At 74.7% G+C, this 22071-nt stretch carries 20 protein-coding genes; 12 read left to right on the forward strand and 8 right to left on the reverse strand.

Features of this window, described 5'->3' with window-relative positions:
* Positions 1-73: 73 nt before the first annotated feature.
* Together QSK52_RS23990 and QSK52_RS23995 are read left to right on the forward strand one after the other, a co-directional pair.
* Positions 74-1600, forward strand: a complete 1527-nt coding sequence (locus QSK52_RS23990; RefSeq protein WP_285738207.1) for an APC family permease — start codon at positions 74-76, stop codon at positions 1598-1600.
* A gap of 46 nt (positions 1601-1646) precedes the next feature.
* Positions 1647-3248, forward strand: coding sequence for an amidohydrolase (locus QSK52_RS23995; protein ID WP_285738208.1), 1602 nt, complete (start codon positions 1647-1649; stop codon positions 3246-3248).
* A 19-nt stretch (positions 3249-3267) separates the two neighbouring features.
* Here the strand turns inward: QSK52_RS23995 and QSK52_RS24000 are convergent, their stop codons facing one another.
* Positions 3268-4023 (reverse strand): MerR family transcriptional regulator, encoded by a 756-nt coding sequence (locus tag QSK52_RS24000; protein ID WP_285738209.1) that lies wholly within the window; start codon positions 4021-4023, stop codon positions 3268-3270.
* Positions 4024-4104: 81 nt separating this feature from the next.
* Here QSK52_RS24000 and QSK52_RS24005 point away from each other — a divergent pair, with 81 nt between their 5' ends.
* A complete protein-coding gene (locus tag QSK52_RS24005; protein ID WP_285738210.1) occupies positions 4105-5421 on the forward strand; it encodes an erythromycin esterase family protein in 1317 nt (438 codons plus the stop codon).
* A 6-nt stretch (positions 5422-5427) separates the two neighbouring features.
* Here QSK52_RS24005 and QSK52_RS24010 read toward each other — a convergent pair whose 3' ends face one another.
* Positions 5428-5760 carry a hypothetical protein gene (locus QSK52_RS24010; RefSeq protein ID WP_285738211.1) on the reverse strand — a complete coding sequence of 111 codons (333 nt, stop codon included), beginning with the start codon at positions 5758-5760 and terminating at the stop codon, positions 5428-5430.
* Positions 5761-5921: 161 nt separating this feature from the next.
* On the opposite strand from QSK52_RS24010, the gene QSK52_RS24015 reads away from it, so the two are divergent.
* Positions 5922-7427, forward strand: a complete 1506-nt coding sequence (locus tag QSK52_RS24015; RefSeq protein WP_285738212.1) for a hypothetical protein — start codon at positions 5922-5924, stop codon at positions 7425-7427.
* Positions 7428-7539: 112 nt separating this feature from the next.
* Here the strand turns inward: QSK52_RS24015 and QSK52_RS24020 are convergent, their stop codons facing one another.
* The 5 genes from QSK52_RS24020 to QSK52_RS24040 form a co-directional block, all read right to left on the reverse strand.
* Positions 7540-8232, reverse strand: coding sequence for a nicotinamide mononucleotide transporter family protein (locus QSK52_RS24020; protein WP_285738213.1), 693 nt, complete (start codon positions 8230-8232; stop codon positions 7540-7542).
* A 127-nt stretch (positions 8233-8359) separates the two neighbouring features.
* Entirely contained in the window at positions 8360-8779 is a 420-nt protein-coding gene (locus QSK52_RS24025) for a riboflavin kinase (RefSeq protein WP_285738214.1), read from the reverse strand.
* Positions 8772-9350 carry a flavin reductase family protein gene (locus QSK52_RS24030; RefSeq protein ID WP_285738215.1) on the reverse strand — a complete coding sequence of 193 codons (579 nt, stop codon included), beginning with the start codon at positions 9348-9350 and terminating at the stop codon, positions 8772-8774. The genes QSK52_RS24025 and QSK52_RS24030 overlap by 8 nt, the downstream gene beginning before the upstream one ends.
* A 40-nt stretch (positions 9351-9390) precedes the next feature.
* Positions 9391-10737, reverse strand: a complete 1347-nt coding sequence (locus QSK52_RS24035) for an NtaA/DmoA family FMN-dependent monooxygenase (protein ID WP_285738216.1) — start codon at positions 10735-10737, stop codon at positions 9391-9393.
* Positions 10738-10786: 49 nt separating this feature from the next.
* Positions 10787-11689 carry a ribokinase gene (locus tag QSK52_RS24040; protein WP_285738217.1) on the reverse strand — a complete coding sequence of 301 codons (903 nt, stop codon included), beginning with the start codon at positions 11687-11689 and terminating at the stop codon, positions 10787-10789.
* Between the two features lie 239 nt (positions 11690-11928).
* Between QSK52_RS24040 and QSK52_RS24045 the strand changes: the two genes are divergently transcribed.
* Entirely contained in the window at positions 11929-12927 is a 999-nt protein-coding gene (locus QSK52_RS24045) for a LacI family DNA-binding transcriptional regulator (RefSeq protein WP_285738218.1), read from the forward strand.
* A 71-nt stretch (positions 12928-12998) separates the two neighbouring features.
* On the opposite strand, the gene QSK52_RS24050 is transcribed toward QSK52_RS24045, so the two are convergent.
* Positions 12999-14189, reverse strand: coding sequence for a hypothetical protein (locus QSK52_RS24050; RefSeq protein WP_285738219.1), 1191 nt, complete (start codon positions 14187-14189; stop codon positions 12999-13001).
* 104 nt (positions 14190-14293) lie between these two features.
* Here QSK52_RS24050 and argC point away from each other — a divergent pair, with 104 nt between their 5' ends.
* The 7 genes from argC to argH all read left to right on the forward strand — a co-directional run bounded on the left by argC (position 14294) and on the right by argH (position 22042).
* The gene (gene argC, locus QSK52_RS24055; protein WP_285738220.1) at positions 14294-15322 is read left to right on the forward strand and encodes an N-acetyl-gamma-glutamyl-phosphate reductase; all 1029 of its coding nucleotides are present in this window, start codon (positions 14294-14296) and stop codon (positions 15320-15322) included.
* Complete coding sequence (gene argJ, locus QSK52_RS24060) at positions 15319-16497, forward strand: bifunctional glutamate N-acetyltransferase/amino-acid acetyltransferase ArgJ (RefSeq protein WP_285738221.1); 1179 nt, start codon at positions 15319-15321, stop codon at positions 16495-16497. Before argC ends, argJ begins: the two co-directional genes overlap by 4 nt.
* A gap of 24 nt (positions 16498-16521) precedes the next feature.
* A complete protein-coding gene (gene argB, locus QSK52_RS24065) occupies positions 16522-17454 on the forward strand; it encodes an acetylglutamate kinase (RefSeq protein ID WP_285738222.1) in 933 nt (310 codons plus the stop codon).
* The gene (locus tag QSK52_RS24070) at positions 17451-18653 is read left to right on the forward strand and encodes an acetylornithine transaminase (RefSeq protein ID WP_285738223.1); all 1203 of its coding nucleotides are present in this window, start codon (positions 17451-17453) and stop codon (positions 18651-18653) included. Before argB ends, QSK52_RS24070 begins: the two co-directional genes overlap by 4 nt.
* Before the next feature lie 25 nt (positions 18654-18678).
* Positions 18679-19233, forward strand: a complete 555-nt coding sequence (locus tag QSK52_RS24075; protein ID WP_033211503.1) for an arginine repressor — start codon at positions 18679-18681, stop codon at positions 19231-19233.
* A gap of 112 nt (positions 19234-19345) precedes the next feature.
* Positions 19346-20539, forward strand: a complete 1194-nt coding sequence (locus QSK52_RS24080; protein WP_285738224.1) for an argininosuccinate synthase — start codon at positions 19346-19348, stop codon at positions 20537-20539.
* A gap of 81 nt (positions 20540-20620) precedes the next feature.
* Complete coding sequence (gene argH / locus QSK52_RS24085) at positions 20621-22042, forward strand: argininosuccinate lyase (protein ID WP_285738225.1); 1422 nt, start codon at positions 20621-20623, stop codon at positions 22040-22042.
* Positions 22043-22071: the final 29 nt, after the last annotated feature.

The raw sequence follows: 22071 nt of genomic DNA on the forward strand, positions 1-22071 counted from the left end.
TTTAGGTTTATGGTCGTCCGCAGTCGGGACCACCAGCCGGACTCCCCACCCGGCCGCCAGAAGGGCACCCTCCATGACCGAAACCCCCCACCCTGCCGCGGGCGGCGCCCCCACGCTGCGCCGCGGCAGCCTCGGCACCGCCGACATCGCCTTCTTCGTGGTCTCCGCCGCCGCCCCGCTCACCGTGATGGCCGGGGTCGCCCCGCTCGCCCTGCTGGTCGGCGGCATCGGCGCCCCCGTCGGCTACCTCGCCGCGGGCGTCACGCTGGCCGTCTTCGCGGTCGGCTTCACCACCATGAGCCGCCACGTCCGCAACGCGGGCGGCTTCTACGCGTACATCACCCAGGGCCTCGGCCGCCCCGCCGGGTTCGCCGCCGCGCTGCTCGCCCTGCTCGGCTACCTCGGCATGAACATCGGCGTCTTCGGCCTGCTCGGCTCCGCCACCAGGGACACCGTCCAGGCCCTCACCGGGCACCAGGTCCCCTGGCTGCTGCCCGCGCTGATCGGACTGGTGGTGATCTGGTACGGCGGCTTCCGCTCCATCGACTTCGGCGCCAAGCTGCTCGGCGTCCTGCTGCTCGCCGAGACCGGCATCCTGGTGCTGCTCGCCGCCGCCGTGCTGATCGAGGGCGGCGCGCACGGCCTGAGCCTGCACTCCTTCGCCCCCGGCAACGTCCTCACCGGCGGCATGCCCGGCGTCCTGGCGATGGCCTTCGCCGCGTTCACCGGCTTCGAGTCCACCGTCATCTACCGCCGCGAGGCCCGCGACCCCGACCGCACCGTCCCGCGCGCCACCTACCTGGCCGTCGCCTTCCTCGGCCTGTTCTACGCCTTCGTGGTGTGGACGGTCGTCCAGGCGTACGGCGACGCCGAGGTCGTCGCGGCCGCAGCCCAGGACCCGGGCGGGCTGTTCTTCACCGCCATCGACCGGTACGTGGGCGCCTGGGCCGCCGACCTGATGCACGTCCTGATCGTCACCAGCATCCTGGCCTCGCTGCTGGCCTTCCACAACGCCACCAGCCGCTACGGGCTCGCCCTCGCCGAGGAGGGCCTGCTGCCCCGCGCGCTCGGCCGGATCCACCCCCGGCACCGCTCCCCGTACCTCTCCGGCATCGCGCAGAGCGTGCTCGCCCTGGTCGTCGTGGTGGTGTTCGCCGCCGCCGGGGCCGACCCGTACACCCAACTGCTGCTGTGGGTGAACACCCCCGGCATGCTCGCCCTGGTCGCGCTGCAGCTGCTCGCCGCCCTCGCCGTGCCGTGCTGGTTCCGGCGCCGCCCCGGCCACGGCGAGGGCGTGCTGCGCACCGTCGTCGCGCCCGCCGTCGCCGCGGTGCTGCTGAGCGGCGCGCTCTGGCTGGTCGTCGACCACATCGAGCTGCTGACCGGCGCCTCCGCCACCGTCAACCGCGTCCTGGTCCTGATCGTCCCCGCCGTCCTCGCCGCCGGCCTGCTGTACGCGCTGCGCACCCGGGCCCGTCGACCCGAGGTGTACGCCGCGTTCGGCGCCGAGCCGGTCGAACCGGCCGGTGCGGCGGAGGAGGCCGAGCCGGCCGGGGACGCGCCGCTGGACGCCCGGTCCCCGGCGGCCGGTGCGGCCTGACCCACACTCGGTAACCGAACCACCCTCGTACCACCAGGAGTTCACCGTGTCGCCCGACACCATCGTCCTCGCCCGCACCGTCCACACCCTCGACGGCGCCACCGCCCCCGGCGCCACCGCGGTCGCCGTCGCGGACGGGCTGATCACCGCCGTCGGCAGCGCCGCCGACGCCCGCGACTGGCGCGGCCCCGGCACCGAGGTGATCGACCTCGGCGACGCCACCCTCGTCCCCGGGCTGGTCGACGGCCACAGCCACCCCGCGCTCGGCCTCGAACTCTCCACCGGCGCCGACCTGTCCGCCGTCCGCGACCTGGACGGCCTGCGCGCCGCCCTCGCCCGGGCCGAGCGCCTCGACGGCTGGGTGCTCGCCTGGAACCTCGACCACAACGCGTTCGGCGACCACCCCGTCCACCGCTCCGTGATCGAGGACGTGCTCGGCCCCGACACCCCCGCCTTCGTCCGCCTCTACGACGGCCACTCCGCCCTCGCCACCGGCGCCGCCCTGCGCGCCGCCGGGATCAGCGGCCCGCGCACCTTCGCCCAGCGCGCCACCGTCGTCTGCGACCCCGACGGCACCCCCACCGGCCACCTGGTCGAACACGCCGCGATGGACCTGGTCACCGCCGTCATGCCCAGCCTCCCGCTGGCCCGACGCCGGGACGCCCTGCACGAGTTGCTGCTGCGGATGGCCGCCGGCGGCCTCGCCGGGGCGCACGTGATGGACGCCGGGGGCGACATCCTGGAACTCGTCCGCGCCATCGAGGACACCCGCCACCTGCCGCTGCGCCTGCGCATCGCCCCCTGGTGCATGCCCGGGATCGGCGCCGAAGGGCTGAGGGAACTCGCCGCGCTGCAGGGGGAGTCCGGGCGCAACTGGCTGGTCGGCGGCGTCAAGCTGTTCGTCGACGGCACGGTGGAGGGCGGCTCGGCCTGGCTGGAGCGCCCCGACTGCCACGGCGAGGGAACCGCCGCGCTCTGGCTCGACCCCGCCGAATACTCCGACGTGGTACGGCAGTTGGACGCGTACGGGGTGCGCACCGCCACCCACGCGATCGGCGACGCGGGTGTCCGGCACGTGCTGGACACCGTCGCGGCCCTGCCCGGGCAGGGCCGCGGGCGGCACCGGATCGAGCACATCGAGACGCTCGGCGACGAACAGGCCCGCCGCTTCGCCCAGTTGGGCGTCCCCGCCTCCATGCAGCCCACCCACTCCGCGTACACCCGGGCCGACCACACCGACGCCTGGTCCACCCGCCTCGGCGCCGAACGCGCCGAACGCGCCTGGATCTGCCGCACCCTGCGCGACACCGGCGCCACCCTCGCCCTCGGCTCCGACTGGCCCATCGCCCACCACGACCCGCGCGGCGTCCTCGCCTACGCCCAACTGCGCCGCCACGCGGGCACCGACACCGCGCCGGTCAACCCCGGCCAGGCGCTCACCGCCCTGATGGCCCTGGAGGGCTACACCACCCACGCCGCCCGCGCCGCAGGGGAGTCCGACCGCACCGGGCGGATCGCCCCCGGGCTGCGCGCCGACCTCACCGCCTTCGCCCTCGACCCGCTCACCACCGATCCCGACGCGTTCGCCGGTACGGCGGTGCCGCTCACCATGTCCAACGGCGTGGTCACCAACCGGGTCGGCGGGTGAGGGAGTTCGTGCAGTCCCCTCAGGACGGAAGGGGCGGTCGGTCCAGGAGGTCGAGGTAGGCGTGCAGGGCGGCCGCGCCCGCGAGCAGGGCGCGGCCGCGGGCGGTGAGGCGGTCCTGCCAGGCGGCCAGGGTCGGGCGGAGCGCCTCCGGGGAACCGGCGGTGCGCAGCCGGTGCAGGATCTCGGCGGTCCGGGCCAGGCCGTGGCCACCGCGCCGCAACTGCTCGGCCAGCAGCACCTCGCGGACCTGCTCGGGCGCGTAGACCCGGTAGCCGGTGCGGGCGTCCCGGGACGGGGCGACCAGGCCCGCGCGCTCCCACTCGCGCAGGGTCGCCGGGTGCAGGCCGAGCCGGTGGGCGAGCGGACCGATGTGCGTGCCGGTGGTGGGCCCGTCGGCCCCGGGCCCGTCGGTCGCGGGCCCGTCGGTCGCGGGGGCGCCCTCCCCGGCGGGCGGGAGGTGGTCGAGGGCGGTGCGGACGGCCTCCAGGGTGCGACGGTCCTCGGCCAGCAGGGCGTGGCCGTCGTCGACCAGGCGCAGTGCCTCCGGCAGGGCGTCCGCGTGGACGGCGCGCATGATCGCGGTCGCGGCCGGGTGACCGTACCCCGGCAGCAGCGCCAGGAAGGCCCGCAGCGCGGCCGCGTGGCGTTCGTCGTAGCGCCGGTACCCGTGCGCGGAGCGGGCGGCGGGCGGCAGGGCGCCCGCCTCCTCGTAGTTGCGCACCGCCTGGGTGGACAGGCCGTGCTCGCGGGCCAGATCGATCGGGCGCAGTGTCATCGTGTTTGAAGCTTTTCTGCTCGATTCCCGGGCTGAGAACGGAAAAGTCTACACCGTTCCTTCAACGATACGGTGGAATCCATGACTCCCTCGCTCCAGGACGCCGCCCGCCCCTTCTCCGCCGCCGCCCTCACCGACCTCGTCCCCACCGGCACCCGGCTGCTCGCCCTCGGCGAACCCACCCACGGCGCCGAGGAGTTCCTCGACCTGCGCAACGAACTCTTCCGCCACCTGGTCACCGACCACGGCTACCGCTCCATCGCCCTGGAGAGCGACTGCCTGGCCGCGCTCGCCGTCGACGCGTACGTGGGCGGCGCGGAGGGCGAGTTGGACGCCGCGCTGCGGGAGGGCCTGAGCCACGGCTTCGGCGCCTACGCCGGGAACCGCGAACTCGTGTGCTGGATGCGGGAGTTCAACACCGGGGTCGAGGAGGGCGAGCGGCTGCGGTTCTACGGGGCGGACGGCCCGCTGGAGTACACCGGCGCCGCCGCACCGGGCCCCGCGCTGCTGAGGCTGCACGCCTTCCTGGCCGACCGGCTCCCGGCCGAACTGCTGCCCGAGCGGGCCGAGTTGCTGCACCTCTGCGGACCGGACGAGCGCTGGACCGACCCCGCCGCCGCCCTCGACCCCACCCGCTCGGTGGGACGCACCGCGGAGGCCACCCGACTCCGGCTGCTCGCCGACGAGTTGGGACTGCTCCTGGCCGCGCACCGCCCGCAGTTCGCGGCCGCGGAAGCGGGCGCGGGCGCGGGCACGGGCGCGGGCACGGGCGCGGAATCGGATGCGCGCGCGGAAGCGGTTGCGGGAACGGGCACGGCCGCGGACGCGCTCTGGCGGGCCGAGCTCGACGCCCGCACCGCCACCGGCCTGCTCCGCTACCACGCGGCCACCGCCGGGGACGGCCCCGACCGGCTCAACTCGCTGATGCGCCAACGCGACCTGATGATCGCCGACAACCTCGAAGCGATCCTCCGCCGCGAGGCCCGCCGCGGCCCGACCCTCGCCTTCGCCCACAACCGCCACCTCCAGCGCGAAGCCGGCCGCATCCCGCTCGGCGGGCACCAACTCCTCTGGTGGAGCGCCGGATCCCTGCTCGACGCCCGCCTCGACGACGGCTACGCCTTCCTCGCCACCACCTTCGGCAACCGCGCCCCCGACGACCACCCCGCCCCCGACACCCTCGAAGGCGTCCTCGCCACCCTCCCGGGCCCGCGCACCGTCCTCGACCCGGCCCGGCTCGCCGCGGCCCTGGGGGCACCCGGGCGGGTGCAGGCCCGGATCCCGGCCGACCACACGTACTTCGGACTGGACCCGGCGGCGCTGGACCGGGTCGACGGGGTGGTGTTCGTCCGGGACATCGCCCGGCAGCAGGGCCTGTTCGGGGGCGGGCAGGCGTGAGCGGGCTCAGCAGGACGTCTCGACGAGCAGCAGCCCCCGGCCGTCGTCCGCGGTGAACTCGTAGGCCGGGTGGGAGAGCAGACCGTCCGCGCCGTGCGCGGCCCGGGCCACCGGCCGGGCGGCCGGGCGCTCGGCCGCCGGCAGGGAGCGGGGCACCCACCGGCCGGGACGCTCGTCGTCGTGGTCGCCCGTCGCCATCACGTCGGCCCGCACCGCGAGCCGCTTCGCCCGGCGCCGGTCCGGCGGGCCGCGGAGGAGTCGCCAGCGGCAGCCGTCCGCGTCGGTGAACCCGCGGGCCGCCAGGGGCGGGAGGGCGAACGGGCCGCGATCGGCTGCCACGGGCCCGACGGGCCGGGGTCCGGCGGGTCGGACGGCTCGGCGGGTCGGACCGCGGACGTCCGGCGCTTCGGCATCCGCCCGTCGTGCCGGTGCGCCGCACCGAGAATGCGCCGCACCGAAAACGCGTGGCGGGGTCGGGCCGGGCGGGGGAGGATGCCCGGATGCGTCGTGTCTGGGAAGGGCTGGCCGGGAACCCCGCGCTGCCCGCGGAGGCCGTGGAGCGGCTGGTCCGGCTCGACGAGCCGGACCTCTCGTCGGAGCTGGCCGAACGGACGGACCTGACCGAGCGGCAGGTCGAGGTGCTGGCGGAGCGCGGCGTCGTGGCGGCCGAACGCCTGGTGGAGAACGGCCGGTTGACGGCGCAGCGGGTCGACCCCCGGCGGCAGCCGATCGCCGCGCTGGCACTGCTGCGGGCCGGTCGGGCACCCGCCGGGTGGGCCGAGCTGCTGGCCGGACGGCGGGAGCTGTGGCCGGAGTTGGCGTCCACCGAGCGGCTGCCCGCCGGGGTCGCGCGGCGGCTGCTCGCTGCGGCGGACCAGGACGTCCTGGTCGCGCTCGCCGAGGCGCAGCCCGACCCCGGCGTCCTCGCCGCCCTTGCCGCGCACCCCTCGTCGCACGTCCGGCAGGCCGTCGGCTGGAACCCGGCCGCCCCGGCCGACGTCCTCGCCGATCTGCTCAACGACCGCCCGCCACTGACGAGTTGCGAGGTCTGCGAACGCCACCCCGTCCCGTGGACGCACCCGCCGGACTGCCCCGACCCGGACTGCGACCTGCCCGGCGGCGCCGCCTGCGACGGCAGCCACCAGTACGCCCGGCACACCGTCGTGGAGGCCGCCCTCGCGCACCCGAACGCGCCCGCCGCCGACGCCCGGCGCCACCTGCACGACCCGTCCGGCCTGCTGCGCGCCCCACTCGCCGAACGCACCGACCTCGACCCGGACACGTACGCCCAACTCGCCACCTCCACCGAGCCGTTCGTGCTCGCCGCACTCGCCGAGAACCCGGCGGTCGGCGAGCGGCTGATCCGCGAACTCGCCGCCGTCCCGCACGAGACCGTGCGCCGGGCCGTGGTCTGCAACCCCGCCGTGCCGCTGGACGTCCTCGAACGGGCCTGGGAGGGCGTCGTCCTCAAGCTCGGGGCGACGCTGCCGCCCCGGATCGCCGCCGCCGACCCCGCCGAGACCGAACGGCTCGCCGCCTCCGCGGACCCCGAACTGCGGCGTCTGCTCGCCCTGCGCCGCGACCTGCCCCCGCACGTCCGCGACCGCCTCGCCGCCGATCCGGAAGCCAGGGTCGCCAACGCCGTCGCCCCCCACCCCGGCCTGGAGGAACGGCAGTTGACCGCCATGCACCACCGTCACGGCCGCCTCGTCGGCCCCGGCATCGCGGCCAACCCCGACACCCCCACCACCCTGCTGCGCGCCCTCACCACCGGTGAGCACAACGTGGCCACCCTGCGCGCCCTCGCCGTCCACCCCGCCGCCGACGGTGCCACCCTCACCGCCTGCCTGCGCGACCGCCGCGCCCGCGAACGGGCCGCCGCCCACCCCGCCCTGCCGCTCGACCGGATCCGCGCCCTCCTCGCCGACCCCGCCACCGCCCACCACGCCGCCGCCAACCCGTCCCTCCCGGCCGCCGACCTGCTGCGCCTGATGCCACCGCAGTGACGGGCGTCCCCGAGCGGGCGGCGAACCGCCGCACCGGCCGCGGCGCGACGACGCACACCGGCACGGGCCGTCCCCCCGCGCAGGGGGCGGCCCGTGCCGGGGCGGCGGGACGTCAGCGGGTGCTCTCCTCGCGGCCCTCCACCAGGACGGCGGGCTCCAGCGGCGAGGCGATCTCCTGCGGCTTGCTGCGCGAGGCCCAGTCGCGGATGCCGATCACCACCATCACGAAGAAGATCGAGTACACGATGCCGGAGAAGTACAGCTCCGAGTGCACCGCGAGCGGCACGCCGACCAGGTCGACCGCCAGCCAGACGAACCAGAACTCGATGTAGCGGCGGGCCTGGCTGTACATCGCGATGATCGAGCCGACGAAGATCCAGGCGTCCGCGCTCACCATCCACATCGGCGCGCCCGGGTAGAACGAGGCGTCCTGCCACTTCAGCACCGCCGCGAACGCGACCGTGCCGAGCACCATCGCGGCGACCAGCACCGCGCGCTCGCCCCAGTTCGCCCAGCGGACGTTGATGGCGCCCTCCTGCTCACGGCTGCGCTTCCAGGTCGCCCAGCCCCAGGACGCCGAGACGATGATCACCACCTGCCGGGCGGCGTTGCCGCCCAGGTGCACGTTCAGGCTGGCGATCAGCAGGAACACCGAGCCGAGGATCTGCACCGGCCAGGCCACCAGCGAGCGGCGCAGGGCCAGCCAGACGGTGGCGAGCGCGAGGACGTTGCCGAGGAAGTCGGACCAGTAGACGGGGAGGCCGAAGAAGCTGAACTGCTCGTTCAGCCAGTGGAATGCGCTCATGACTCACACCTTTGTTCGTGCGGAGCGAGGTGGTGGGGGTGGTGGGGGTTCACTGCGTGCAGAGCGAGGTGGTGCGGTGGGGTGGTGCGGTGGGGGTGGTGCGGTGGGGGTGCGGGGCCGGCCGGGCTCAGGGCGCGGGGGCGCGGGGCGGGGTGACGGCGGCCAGCAGGGCGTCCGAGCGGCGGACGTCCTCGCGGGCGGCGGCGAGCAGCGCGTCGACGGTGGCGAACTTCTCGGTGTCGCGCAGCCGGGCGACGAACCACAGCTCGACCCGTTCGCCGTACAGGTCGTCCGAGGTGTCGTGGCAGTGCACCTCGACGTGCACCTCGGTGGAGTCGCCGAAGGTCGGGTTGGTGCCGATGCTGACGGTCGCCCGGTGCACGCCCCCGGTCGCCGGGCGGGCCAGCCAGCCGCTGTAGATCGCGGGCGGCGGGACGGCCGTGCCGGGGGCGGGGGAGAGGTTGGCGGTGGGGAAGCCCAGGCCCCTGCCCCGGCCCGCGCCGTGAACGACCGTTCCGACAAGGGGAGTCGACGGGAGCTCAGGCATGGGGGGTGAGCTCGCGGAACTGGCTGGTGTGGAAGACCAGCGGCTCCACGCCCGGGAACAGCTCGGCGGTGAGCAGCTCCAGCAGGACGATCTCGTGGTCCCCGCCGTCGTACACCGGTCCGACCCGGGCGGTCAGCCACAGCGCCGCGTCGTGGATCAGCACCGCGCCGTCGGCGGTGGCCCGCCAGGGCGTGCCGCCGAACCGGTCGCCCGCCCGGGAGGCGAGCTTGCGGCACAGCGCGCCCTGGCCGTGGCTGAGCACGCTCAGCCCGAGCACCGGGGCCCCGGCCAGTCGCGGCCAGGTGGTGGAGGTGCGGGCCACGCTGATCGCGACCATCGGCGGCTCCAGCGAGATCGACACGAAGGAGCTGGCCGCGAACCCGACCGGTGCGCCGTCGCGCAGCGCGCCGATCGCGACCACACCGGTCGGGTACGCCCCGAACGCCTGCCGCAGCACGCCCGCGTCCAGCGCGGTCGGCCCGGTCAGCCCGGTCAGCCCGGTCGGCCCGGTCGGCCCGCCCGGTGCGGTCGGCCCGGTCGGTTCGGTGGGGTGGTGGGCGGGAGTGGCCATGGCCGTCGCCGTCCTCTCGTGGTGCGGGGTGGTCGACGGGTCAGTGGCGGTGCCGCGCGGCCGGGTGGCTGGCGGGCAGCGCCCGGTCGCCGGAGCCGGTCAGGCGCTCGCGCAGCGACTCGCCGTCCGCGTACGCGCCGCGGAACGCGCCGCGCTCGCGCAGGATCGGCAGCACCGACTCGACGAACTCGACCGTGGAGGCGGGCTGCACGGTGGGCGAGAGCAGGAAGCCGTCCAGGTCGGCGCCCTCCGCCAGGGCGCAGAGCTCGTCGGCGATCTCCTCGGCGGTGCCGACCACCGGGCGGGCGCCCACGCCGTGGGTGTGCCAGTCGGCGAGCACGTCGCCGACCGTCCTCCCGGCGAACCGGGCGACCTGGGTCTGCGACAGCTCGGTGGACAGCTCGGCCATCGGGGTGTCCGGCGCGTACGAGGACAGGTCCAGGCCGGTGAACATCGCGTACGAGGCGACGGTGACCTCGGGGCGCTGCGCGTCCAGGATCCGCTGCCAGCGGCGCTCGGCGTCCGAGGTGGTGGCGCCGACCACGCAGGAGAACGCCGACATCACCTTGACCTCGTCGGCCTTCCGCCCGGCCTGCACGGCCTCCGCGCGGATCGCCCTGGTGTGGCCCGCGAGCTGCTCGACGCTGCCGCTGCCGACGAACATGCACTCGCCGTGCCGCCCGCCGACCCGGCGGCCCGCCGGGGAGGCCCCGGCCTGGAACAGCACCGGGGTGCCCTGCGGGGAGCGGGCGGTGTTGCCGTAGCCGTGCGAGCGGAAGTAGGGGCCCTCGTGCTCGACCAGGTGCACCTTGGCCGGGTCGGCGAAGCGGCCGGCCTTGTCCTTCTCCAGGGCGTCCGGCTCCCAGGCGCCCTCCCAGTACTTGTAGACCAGGTCGAGGAAGTCCTCGGCCATCGCGTACCGGTCGTCGTGCGCGACCATGTCCATCCCGAAGGCCTTGACCGCGGTGTCGGCGGTGCCGGTGGTGACCACGTTCCAGCCGAGGCGGCCGCCGGAGAGCTGGTCCAGGGTGGCCAGGCGGCGGGCGAAGCCGTACGGCGGCTCGACCAGCACCGAGCCGGTCACCACCAGGCCCAGGTCGGTGGTGGAGGCGAGCAGCGCCGAGGCGATCACGAACGGGTCCAGCCGGGGCAGGTCGAGGGTCTCCTCGGTGGCGATCGGCGGGCGCACCCCGTTGATCTCCGACCAGCCCCAGGCGTCGGCCAGGAACAGGAAGTCCAGCTTGGCGTCCTCGCACAGCCGGGCCACCTCCTGCCAGTAGCCGAGGGTGTCGAACAGGTGGCGGCGGCTGTCGGGGTGCCGCCAGGTGGCGGTGCCGCTGGCGTTGGTCTGGGCGTTCTCGAACAGGCCGAGCTTGAGGCTGCGCATGGGTGTTCTCCGTTGAACAGGCAGGCGTTGCAGGGGAATGGGCGGGAGGTCAGGGGGCGGCGTCGAGCTGCGCCGCGCGGGGCATCGAGGACTGCGCGCCGAGCCCGGTCACGGCCAGCGAGGCCGCCCGGACGGCGCGGGCCGCGGCGGCGGTCAGGTCGGCGCCGCGGGCCAGCGCGTCGGCGAGGGCGCCGCAGAAGGTGTCGCCCGCGCCGACGGTGTCGACGGCGTCCACCGCGGGGGCGGGCAGGTGGACGGTCGGGCGCCCCGGCCGCCCGACCAGCGCCCCGTCCGCGCCGAGCGTGACCACCACGGCCCCGCAGGGCAGGTCGGCGCCCTCCAGCAGCTCGCGGGCGGCGTCCGGGCCGGAGACCGGTGCGGCGCCGAGCAGCGCGGCCAGCTCGCCCAGGTTGGGCACCAGGACGTCGACGGCGGCCAGCACCTCCGGGTCGACCGGACGGGCCGGGGCCGGGTTGAGGACGACCGTGCCGCCCTGCTCGCGGGCCCGCAGCACCGCGGCGGCCACCACCTCGGCGGCCACCTCGTGCTGCACCAGCAGCACCTCGCCGGGCGTGCGGGCCAGCCACTGCGGCAGGTCCTCGACCGAGAGGACGGCGTTGGCGCCGGGGTTGACCACGATGGTGTTCTCGCCCGCCCGGTCGACCACCACCGAGGCGATCCCGGTGCTCGCGTCCGGCGCGGTCAGCACCGCGTCCAGGTCGACGCCCTCGGCGGCCAGCACCCGGCGGATCGGCTCGCCGTCCGCCCCGACCCGGGCCACCAGGCGCACCTGCGAGCCGAGCCGGGCGGCCGCGACCGCCTGGTTGGCGCCCTTGCCGCCGACGCCCTCGACGAAGCCCCGGGCGAGCACGGTCTCGCCCGGCCGCGGCAGGTCCGCGACGGTCAGGACGAGGTCGCGGTTGACCGAACCGACGACGGTGATGGACGGCATCTGGGACTCCTCGGGAGCCGTGGGAGATCGATCTCCCACACTGTGGACCAGCACTCACGAGGCGTCAAGTACCCTCGTGCTGCGCATCGCGCCAGCTCAGGCCCGCCCGGGGGCCGACCGCCGGAACGTGATCCGGCCGTCACCGCTCCGAGACGGGGGGCGCCGCGCAGCCCGTGCACCGCCCGCGAGACCGCTCCCGCGACCGTCTCCGAGACCGCTCCGACCGGGGAGGACCCCACGTGACAGCGCCCCGACTCCTCGACGTGGCCGCCGCCGCCGGCGTCTCCCGGGCCACCGCCTCCCGCGTCCTGGCCGGCACCCCGCGCAACGTCGACCCCGACCTGGCCCGCCGCGTCGAGGAGGCCGCCCGGCGTCTGGGCTACCGCACCAACCACTCCGCGCGGGCGCTGCGCACCGGCACCACCGGCACCGTCGGCGTGGTCGTCCCCTCGCTCGCCAACCCGTACTTCGTCCAGCTCGCCGACGCCATCGCCCAGCAGGTCCGGGCCGCGGGCGGGCAGCTGGTGGTCTCCGACGCGGCGAACTCGCCCACCATCGAGGCCGAGCAGATCGAGACCCTGCTGGGCGGACGGGTGGACGGGCTGCTGGTCGTCCCGGTCTCCGCCGCGGCCTCCGGGGCCGCCGTCCGGGCCGCCGCGAAGCGCGCCCCCGTCGTGCTGTTCGACCGCTGGGCGCGCGGCTCCGGCACCGTCGCCGTCACGCTCGACAACGCCGCCGCGATGCGCCTGCTGCTCGACCACCTGGACGCCCTCGGCCGCCACCGGATCGCCCTGGTCGCCGCCGACCAGGCCTCCTCCTCCGGCGCGGAACGCCTCGCCGCCTTCACCGCCGCCCGCGGCGCCGACGCCACCACCGTCCTGCTGCCCAGCTTCACCACCGACGCGGGCCGCACCGCGGGCCGCCGGATCGCCGAACGCCGCGCCGAGGTCGACGCCGTCGTCTGCGGCGCGGACGTCCTCGCCGTCGGCCTGGTCAGCACCCTGCAGCGCTCGGCGGTCCCCGTCCCCGGCGAGATCGCCGTCACCGGCTTCGACGACACCGAGATGCTCGAACTCCTCGACCCCCCGATCACCTCCATCCGCCACCCGCTCGCCGACATGGCCGAGCGCGCCCTGGCCCTGCTCCAGGGCCCCGCCGCCGACCGCACCGAACAGGTCGAACGCTTCGCCCCGCAGCTCGTCGTCCGCGCCTCCACCGACGCGGACGCGCACGCCTGACGCGACGTCAATTCGCTGGCGCGGGACGGGACTTCCCCGCGGCCGGGCCGGGGCGCCGCCCGGGTGCCCAGTCAGTCGGCGTGCCCCGCGGACAACCGGTTGGGGCGGGCGCGGAGCCGGAGCCAGGTGGGGTCGTCGGGGGAGGCGTCGGTGGCCTCGGCCAGGCTCTCCCGGCCCCGGTCGTGGTCGCCGTCGGTGAAGTCCAGGTGGTCGTCGAGGTCGCCGTCGGCGGGGACGTCCCCGGTGCCGGCCAGGAACGCCGCCGCGTCCTCGCCCGCCGTGGTGGCGGGGCTCGGGGGCTCGTCCCCGGTGGGCGGTGTCAGCAGGGTCAGGCTGCCGTCCTCCCGGGCGACCAGCAGTTCGCCGGCGGCGGTCGCGGCCAGCGCGGTGACCGCCGCGTCGTCCGGGTCCCCGTGCTCGACGGCCTCCCGGGCCGCCACGTCCAGTTCGACCAGGGTGCCGCCGGGAGTGGCGAGCCACAGCGTGCCGGGGCGGGGACCGAAGGCGAGGTTGTGGCGCAGCCGGTCCTCGTCCCGGGCGAGGCGGGTGTGCAGGACCTTGCGCAGCGAGGGGAAGGCGAAGACGTCCAGCGTTTCGAGGTAGGCGTTGCCGTGCAGGGCGAGGTACCGCCCGTCGGGACCGAACAGCGGGGTGCCGTAGCCGTCGACGTCGAGGACCAGGGCCCGCCGCTGCTGCCGCATCGCCCCGCCCTCGCCGCCGGGGCGGGCGAACACGCAGAAGGTGGCGCCCTGGTCGCTGACCAGGGTGGCGACCAGCTCGCCGGAGGGGTGCGCGCCGACGCCGGTGTCCCACCAGCGGGCGGGGGCGGCGGCGCCGGTGGCGGGGTCGAGGACCGCCGAGGTCTCGTCGTCGCCGGACGTCGAGGCCCACAGGGCGCGGCCGTCGGGGCTGTAGGCGAGCGCCTCGCAGCCGTCGGGGGCGGGCAGCGGCGCGGCCGGGCCGCCGGGCGTCCAGCGGCGCAGCACGTTCCCGTCGGCGACGGTCAGCAGGGGCTCGTGCGGGTGCCAGGCGACCGAGGGCGGGCGGTGGTCGCCCCAGGGGGTGAGGGCGAGCGCGACGTCGAAGGAGGCGAGTTCGCCCGGCCCTCCGCCGGAGCAGTCCCAGACCCGGACGCGCGAGCGCCCGGCGTCCTCGTCGGTGCCGATCCCGGCGGCCAGCGGGAGGCGGGGGTGGCAGGCCAGCAGGTCCACCGGGAGGTCCGCTCCGGCCGACAGGCGTGCCGCGACGGCGAGATCGGTCATGGCGGCACCCTAGGAGAGGGGTGCGACAGTGCGCGGGCCGACCGCATCCTTGCATGATTTTGCTGGGCTGCGTATATTCATGCTGGGCTTCAGGAGGGAATGCCATGGTATTGCGAGTAGCCGTCGCCGGAGCGAGCGGATACGCGGGCGGTGAGGTGCTGCGACTGCTGCAGGCGCACCCCGAGGTGGAGATCGGGGCGCTGACCGGCGGCTCCAACGCGGGCCAGCGCTTCGGCGCGCTGCAGCCGCACCTGATCGGCCTGGCCGACCGGGTGCTGGAGCCGACCAACCCGCAGACGCTGGCGGGGCACGACATCGTCTTCCTCGGCCTGCCGCACGGCCAGTCCGCCGAGATCGCCGCCCAGCTCGGCGAGGACGTCCTGGTGGTCGACCTGGGCGCCGACCACCGGCTGAAGTCCGCGGCCGACTGGGAGCAGTTCTACGGCTCCCCGCACGCGGGGACGTGGCCCTACGGCCTGCCCGAGCTGCCCGGCCACCGCGAGGCGCTGCGCGGCAGCAAGCGGATCGCCGTGCCCGGCTGCTACCCGACCGCCGTCACGCTCGCCATGTACCCGATGTACGCCGCGGGCCTGGCCGAGCCGGAGGCCGTGATCACCGCCGCGTCCGGCACCTCCGGCGCGGGCAAGGCCGTCAAGGCGCACCTGTTGGGCAGCGAGGTGATGGGCTCGATGAGCCCGTACGGCGTCGGCGGCGGCCACCGGCACACCCCGGAGATGGCGCAGAACCTGACCCCGCTCGCGGGCGAGCCGGTCACCGTCTCCTTCACGCCCACCCTGGCGCCGATGCCGCGCGGCATCCTCGCCACCTGCTCGGCCAAGGCGCGGCCCGGCACCACCGGCGCCGAGCTGCGCGCCGCGTACGAGAAGGCGTACGGCGGCGAGCCGTTCGTCCAGCTGCTGCCCGAGGGCCAGTGGCCGCACACCTCGTCGGTGTACGGGTCGAACGCCGCGGTGCTGCAGGTGGTGCTGGACGAGCACGCCGGGCGGATCATCGCGATCAGCGCGATCGACAACCTGGTGAAGGGCACCGCGGGCGGCGCGGTGCAGAGCATGAACATCGCCCTCGGCCTCCCCGAGGAGCTCGGCCTCCCGCTGAACGGAGTCGCACCGTGACCACCCCCCAGGACCAGAACGTCGGCGTCACCGCGGCCAGGGGCTTCCGCGCGGCGGGCGTCACCGCGGGCATCAAGGCGTCCGGCACCCCGGACCTCGCGCTGGTCGTCAACGACGGCCCGCAGCACGCCGCGGCCGGAGTGTTCACCTCCAACCGGGTGCACGCCGCGCCGGTGAAGTGGTCGCGCCAGGTGCTCAACGACGGCGAACTGGCCGCCGTGGTCCTCAACTCCGGCGGCGCCAACGCCTGCACCGGCCCCGAGGGCTTCCAGGACACCCACGCCACCGCCGAGAAGGTCGCCGCCGAGCTCGGCATCGGCGCCATCGAGGTCGCGGTCTGCTCCACCGGCCTGATCGGCGTCCGGCTGCCGATGGACAAGCTGCTGCCCGGCGTCGAGCTCGCGGTGAAGGCCCTCAGCGACACCGGCGGCGAGAGCGCCGCGATCGCCATCAAGACCACCGACACCGTGCACAAGACCGCCCAGGTCACCGCCCCCGCGGGCTGGACGGTCGGCGGCATGGCCAAGGGCGCGGGCATGCTCGCCCCCGGCCTGGCCACCATGCTGGTCGTGCTCACCACCGACGCCGCGGTCGACTCCGCCGCCCTGGACGCCGCGCTGCGCGACGCCACCCGCACCACCTTCGACCGGGTCGACTCCGACGGCTGCATGTCCACCAACGACACCGTGCTGCTGCTGGCCTCCGGCGCCTCCGGGGTCGCCCCCGAGCAGGCCGAGTTCGCCGAGGCCGTGCGCACCGTCTGCGCCGACCTGGCCCGCCAGCTGATCGGCGACGCCGAGGGCGCCTCCAAGGACATCCGGATCGAGGTGGTCAACGCCGCCACCGAGGACGAGGCCGTCGACGTCGCCCGCACCGTCTCCCGCAGCAACCTGCTCAAGTGCGCCATCCACGGCGAGGACCCCAACTGGGGCCGGGTGCTGTCCGCGATCGGCACCACCTCCGCCACCTTCGACCCGGACCAGCTGGACGTCGCCATCAACGGCGTCTGGGTCTGCCGCAACGGCGGCGTCGGCGAGGACCGCGACCTGGTCTCGATGAAGGACCGCGAGGTCGTCATCACCGCCGACCTGAAGGCCGGTCAGGCCTCGGCCACCGTCTGGACCAACGACCTGACCGCCGAGTACGTGCACGAGAACAGCGCCTACTCCAGCTGACCCGAGGGGGGTCCTCCCACCGCCATGCAGATCGCACCCAAGGGCGAACAGGCCCGCAGCAACGCCGCCCTGCCCAAGGCCCGCACCCTGATCGAGGCGCTGCCGTGGCTGGAGCGCTTCCACGGCAAGACCGTGGTCATCAAGTTCGGCGGCAACGCCATGGTCGACGAGGACCTCAAGGCCGCGTTCGCCCAGGACGTCGTCTTCCTGCGCTTCGCCGGCCTGCACCCCGTCGTGGTGCACGGTGGCGGCCCGCAGATCAGCGCCCAGCTCGACAGGCTCGGCCTGGAGTCCTCCTTCACCGCCGGCCTGCGCGTCACCACCCCCGAGACCATGGACGTGGTCCGGATGGTGCTCGCCGGCCAGGTCCAGCGCGAACTGGTCGGCCTGCTCAACACCCACGGCCCGTTCGCCGTCGGCATGACCGGCGAGGACGCCCACACCATGACCGCCGCCAAGCGCTACGCCGTGGTCGACGGCGAGCAGGTCGACATCGGCCTGGTCGGCGACATCGTCAACATCGAGGCGGGCGCCGTGAAGGCGCTGATCGCCGACGGCCGGATCCCGGTGATCTCCTCGATCGCCCGCGGCACCGACGGCCACGTCTACAACATCAACGCCGACACCGCCGCCGCCGCGATGGCGGTCGCGCTCGGCGCCGAGATGCTGGTCGTGCTCACCGACGTCGAGGGCCTGTACAAGGACTGGCCGAACTCCGACGACGTGATCAGCCAGCTGAGCGCCAGCGAGCTGGAGGAGATGCTCCCCACCCTGGCCTCCGGCATGCTCCCCAAGATGGAGGGCTGCCTGCGCGCCGTCCGCTCCGGCGTGGGCACCGCCCGCGTCCTGGACGGTCGCGTCCAGCACAGCCTGCTGCTGGAGATCTTCACCGACGAGGGCATCGGCACCATGGTCGTGCCCGACGACGACAGCACCGTACTGGGGGGCCTGGCATGAGCAGCAACGACGCCGTCATCGAGCGGTACAAGCACAGCCTGATGAACAACTACGGCACCCCGCGGATCCCGCTGGCCCGCGGCGAGGGCGCGCTGCTGTGGGACGCCGACGGCAAGCAGTACCTCGACCTGGTCGGCGGCATCGCGGTCAACGCGCTGGGCACCGCCCACCCCGCGATCGTCGAGGCCGTGACGCAGCAGATCACCACCCTGGGCCACGTCTCCAACCTCTTCACGGCCGAGCCGACGATCGAGCTCGCCGAGAAGCTGATCGAGCTGTCCGGCCGCCCGGGCAAGGTCTTCTTCTGCAACTCCGGCACCGAGGCCAACGAGGCCGCCTTCAAGATCTCCCGGCTGACCGGCCGCACCCACCTGGTCTCCCTCCGGGGCGCCTTCCACGGCCGCACCATGGGCGCCCTCGCGCTCACCGCCCAGCCCGGCAAGCAGGACCCGTTCAAGCCGCTGCCCGGCGACGTCACGTACGTCCCGTTCGGCGACGTCGAGGCCCTGCGCGCCGCCGTCACCACCGACACCGCCGCGGTCTTCCTGGAGCCGATCCAGGGCGAGAACGGCGCGATCCCGCTGCCCGACGGCTACCTGGAGGCCGCCCGCGAGATCACCCGGGCCACCGGCACCCTGCTGGTCCTGGACGAGATCCAGACCGGCACCGGCCGCACCGGCCACTGGTTCGCCCACCAGGCGTACGAGGGCGTCGACCCCGACCTCGTCACCCTCGCCAAGGGCCTGGGCGGCGGACTGCCGATCGGCGCCGTGCTCGCCTTCGGCCCGGCCGCCGACCTGCTCGGCCCCGGCCACCACGGCACCACCTTCGGCGGCAACCCGGTGGTCGCCGCCGCGGGCCTGGCCGTGCTGCGCACCATCGCGGAGCAGGGCCTGCTGGAGCACGCCGCCAAGCTCGGCGAGCGGCTGCGCACCGGCATCGAGGCGATCGGCGACCCGCTGGTCGACCACGTCCGGGGCAAGGGCCTGCTGCTGGGCATCGTGCTGACCGAGCCGGTGGCCGGCCAGGTCCAGGCCGCCGCGCAGGAGGCGGGCTTCCTGGTCAACGCCGCCGTCGCGGACGCCGTCCGGCTGGTCCCGCCGCTGATCCTCACCGAGGAGCAGGCCGACGGCTTCCTCGCCGCCCTGCCCGCGATCCTCCGGACGGTCCGCGAAGCCGCCCCCGGCGCGACCGGCTGAGCGTCCTTCAGGAGAATCATCAGTTATGACCGAACCCCGCCCCGAGCACACGACCCCCGCCACCGGCCCCACGCCGCAGGTCCCGCAGACCCGCACCGCGCGCCACCGGCGGATCGTGGACCTGCTGACCCGTCAGCCCGTCCGCTCGCAGAGCCAGCTCGCCAAGCTGCTCGCCGACGACGGACTCGTGGTCACCCAGGCCACCCTCTCCCGGGACCTGGACGAGCTCGGAGCGGTGAAGATCCGCAACCGGGACGGCGCGCTCATCTACGCCGTCCCGGCCGAGGGCGGGGACCGCACCCCGCGCGCCCCGATGGGCGAGTCCGCCAGCGAGGCCCGGATGGCCCGGCTGGCGGGCGAGCTGATGGTCTCCGCCACCGCCTCCGGCAACCTGGTGGTGCTGCGCACCCCGCCCGGCGCGGCCCAGTTCCTGGCCTCCGCGATCGACACCGCCGAGGTGTTCGAGATCCTCGGCACCATCGCCGGGGACGACACCGTGCTGCTGATCAGCCGCGACGCGGCGGGCGGGCAGGCGCTGGCCGACCACCTGATGCAACTCGCCCAGGCCAAGTCGCAGTAAGTTCCCGAGCGTTTCAAACGTGCTGTGCGGTACTGGTTTGTGAACTCATACGCGGTGGTGCATACTTATGCCTAACGCCGCATGGAACCTGTGTTTGTGAATGGAGATAGCCGTGACCGATCGCGTCGTACTCGCCTACTCGGGCGGTCTGGACACGTCCGTCTGCATCGGCTGGATCGCCGAGGAGACCGGCGCCGAGGTCATCGCCGTCGCCGTCGACGTCGGCCAGGGCGGCGAGGACCTGGAGGTCATCCGCCAGCGTGCGCTCGACTGCGGCGCCGTCGAGGCCGAGGTGGCCGACGCCCGCGACGAGTTCGCCAACGAGTACTGCCTGCCGGCCCTCAAGGCCAACGCCCTCTACCAGGGCCAGTACCCGCTGGTCTCCGCGCTCTCCCGCCCGGTGATCGTCAAGCACCTGGTCGCCGCCGCGCAGAAGCACGGCGCCACCACCGTCGCCCACGGCTGCACCGGCAAGGGCAACGACCAGGTCCGCTTCGAGGTCGGCATCCAGTCGCTGGCCCCGAGCCTGAAGTGCATCGCCCCTGTCCGCGACTACGCGATGACCCGCGACAAGGCGATCGCCTTCGCCGAGGCCAAGAACCTCCCGATCGTCACCACCAAGAAGAACCCGTACTCGATCGACCAGAACGTCTTCGGCCGCGCCGTCGAGACCGGCTTCCTGGAAGACATCTGGAACGCCCCGATCGAGGACGTCTACGAGTACACCCAGGACCCGGCCGCCCCGCGCGAGGCCGACGAGGTCGTCATCACCTTCGAGGCCGGCGTCCCGGTCGCGATCGACGGCCGCAAGGTCACCGTGCTCCAGGCCGTCGAGGAGCTCAACAAGCGGGCCGGTGCCCAGGGCGTCGGCCGCCTGGACATGGTCGAGGACCGCCTGGTCGGCATCAAGTCCCGCGAGATCTACGAGGCCCCCGGCGCGATCGCCCTGATCACCGCCCACCAGGCCCTGGAGAACGTCACCGTCGAGCGCGAACTCGCCCGCTACAAGCGGCAGGTCGAGCAGCGCTGGGCCGAGCTGGTCTACGACGGCCTGTGGTTCTCCCCGCTCAAGCGCGCCCTGGACGGCTTCGTCAACGAGGCCAACCAGCACGTCTCCGGCGAGATCCGGATGGTCCTGCACGGCGGCCGCGCCGTGGTCAACGGCCGCAAGTCGGACCAGTCGCTGTACGACTTCAACCTCGCCACCTACGACACCGGCGACACCTTCGACCAGTCCATGTCCAAGGGCTTCATCGAGATCTTCGGCATGTCCTCGAAGATCGCCGCCCGCCGCGACCTGGCCTGACCCCGCCAGCACCCGCCCCGGCCGCCCGCGGCGGCCGGGGCACCGCCGCACCCAGACCCGCCTTCCGAAGGAGCCCACGCGATGACCGCCGACCAGCCCGCAGACGTCCGCCTCTGGGGCGCGCGTTTCGCCGACGGCCCCTCCGAGGCCCTGGCCAAGCTCTCCGCCTCCGTCCACTTCGACTGGCGGCTCGCCCCGTACGACATCGCCGGCTCCAAGGCGCACGCCCGCGTCCTGCACGGGGCCGGGCTGCTCAGCGACGCCGAACTCGAGGGCATGCTGGCCGGGTTGGACCAGCTGCTGGCCGACGTGGAGTCCGGCGCGTTCGTCGGCACCGTCGCCGACGAGGACGTGCACACCGCCCTGGAGCGCGGCCTGCTGGAGCGCCTGGGCCCCGACCTCGGCGGCAAGCTCCGCGCCGGGCGCTCGCGCAACGACCAGATCGCCACCCTGTTCCGGATGTACCTGCGCGACCACGCCAAGACCATCGGCGCCCTGGTGCTCGACCTCCAGCACGCCCTGGTCGGCCTCGCCGAGGCCCACCCGACCACCGCGATGCCCGGCCGCACCCACCTCCAGCACGCCCAGCCGGTGCTCTTCGCCCACCACGTCCTCGCCCACGTCCAGGCCCTCGGCCGGGACGCCGAGCGGCTGCGCCAGTGGGACGCCCGCACCGCCGTCTCCCCGTACGGCTCCGGCGCGCTGGCCGGCTCCTCGCTCGGCCTCGACCCGCAGGCCGTCGCCGCGGACCTCGGCTTCGAGCGCGGCTCGGTGGGCAACTCGATCGACGGCACCGCCTCGCGCGACTTCGTCGCCGAGTTCGCCTTCGTCACCGCGATGATCGGCATCAACCTCTCGCGGATCGCGGAGGAGATCATCATCTGGAACACCAAGGAGTTCGGCTTCATCACGCTGCACGACGCCTTCTCCACCGGGTCGTCGATCATGCCGCAGAAGAAGAACCCCGACATCGCGGAGCTCGCCCGCGGCAAGTCCGGCCGCCTGATCGGCAACCTGACCGGCCTGCTCGCCACCCTCAAGGCCCTGCCGCTCGCCTACAACCGCGACCTCCAGGAGGACAAGGAGCCGGTCTTCGACTCCTGCGACACCCTGGAGGTGCTGCTGCCCGCCTTCACCGGCATGGTCGCCACCCTGACCGTCCACCGCGAGCGCCTGGAGGAGCTGGCCCCGGCCGGCTTCTCGCTCGCCACCGACATCGCCGAGTGGCTGGTCAAGCAGGGCGTCCCGTTCCGGGTCGCGCACGAGGTGGCCGGCGCCTGCGTCAAGGTCTGCGAGGCCGAGGGCATCGAGCTCTCCGACCTCACCGACGCCCAGTTCGCCGAGATCTCCCCCCACCTCACCCCCGAGGTCCGCACCGTGCTGTCCGTCCACGGCGCCATCGCCTCCCGCAACGGCCGCGGCGGCACCGCCCCGTCGGCCGTCGCCGTCCAGCTCGCCGAGATCAAGGAGGACCTCGCGGCCCAGCAGGCCTGGCTGGGCTGAGACCCGGCAGCAGCTCGGACCCGCCGTTC

The sequence above is a fragment of the Kitasatospora phosalacinea genome, from assembly GCF_030268885.1.
GTDB classification, from domain to species: domain Bacteria; phylum Actinomycetota; class Actinomycetes; order Streptomycetales; family Streptomycetaceae; genus Kitasatospora; species Kitasatospora phosalacinea_C.

What these genes read in the sequence shown, in the direction of transcription:
- argC (WP_285738220.1), top strand. Translation starts at nt 14,294, where the DNA reads ATGGTATTGCGAGTAGCCGTCGCCGGAGCGAGCGGATACGCGGGCGGT.
- argH (WP_285738225.1), top strand. Translation starts at nt 20,621, where the DNA reads ATGACCGCCGACCAGCCCGCAGACGTCCGCCTCTGGGGCGCGCGTTTC.
- QSK52_RS24035 (WP_285738216.1), bottom strand. Translation starts at nt 10,737, where the DNA reads ATGCGCAGCCTCAAGCTCGGCCTGTTCGAGAACGCCCAGACCAACGCC.
- argB (WP_285738222.1), top strand. Translation starts at nt 16,522, where the DNA reads ATGCAGATCGCACCCAAGGGCGAACAGGCCCGCAGCAACGCCGCCCTG.
- QSK52_RS24075 (WP_033211503.1), top strand. Translation starts at nt 18,679, where the DNA reads ATGACCGAACCCCGCCCCGAGCACACGACCCCCGCCACCGGCCCCACG.
- QSK52_RS24025 (WP_285738214.1), bottom strand. Translation starts at nt 8,779, where the DNA reads ATGCCTGAGCTCCCGTCGACTCCCCTTGTCGGAACGGTCGTTCACGGC.
- QSK52_RS23990 (WP_285738207.1), top strand. Translation starts at nt 74, where the DNA reads ATGACCGAAACCCCCCACCCTGCCGCGGGCGGCGCCCCCACGCTGCGC.
- QSK52_RS24000 (WP_285738209.1), bottom strand. Translation starts at nt 4,023, where the DNA reads ATGACACTGCGCCCGATCGATCTGGCCCGCGAGCACGGCCTGTCCACC.
- QSK52_RS24040 (WP_285738217.1), bottom strand. Translation starts at nt 11,689, where the DNA reads ATGCCGTCCATCACCGTCGTCGGTTCGGTCAACCGCGACCTCGTCCTG.
- QSK52_RS24050 (WP_285738219.1), bottom strand. Translation starts at nt 14,189, where the DNA reads ATGACCGATCTCGCCGTCGCGGCACGCCTGTCGGCCGGAGCGGACCTC.
- QSK52_RS24005 (WP_285738210.1), top strand. Translation starts at nt 4,105, where the DNA reads ATGACTCCCTCGCTCCAGGACGCCGCCCGCCCCTTCTCCGCCGCCGCC.
- QSK52_RS24070 (WP_285738223.1), top strand. Translation starts at nt 17,451, where the DNA reads ATGAGCAGCAACGACGCCGTCATCGAGCGGTACAAGCACAGCCTGATG.
- QSK52_RS24030 (WP_285738215.1), bottom strand. Translation starts at nt 9,350, where the DNA reads ATGGCCACTCCCGCCCACCACCCCACCGAACCGACCGGGCCGACCGCA.
- QSK52_RS24015 (WP_285738212.1), top strand. Translation starts at nt 5,922, where the DNA reads ATGCGTCGTGTCTGGGAAGGGCTGGCCGGGAACCCCGCGCTGCCCGCG.
- QSK52_RS24020 (WP_285738213.1), bottom strand. Translation starts at nt 8,232, where the DNA reads ATGAGCGCATTCCACTGGCTGAACGAGCAGTTCAGCTTCTTCGGCCTC.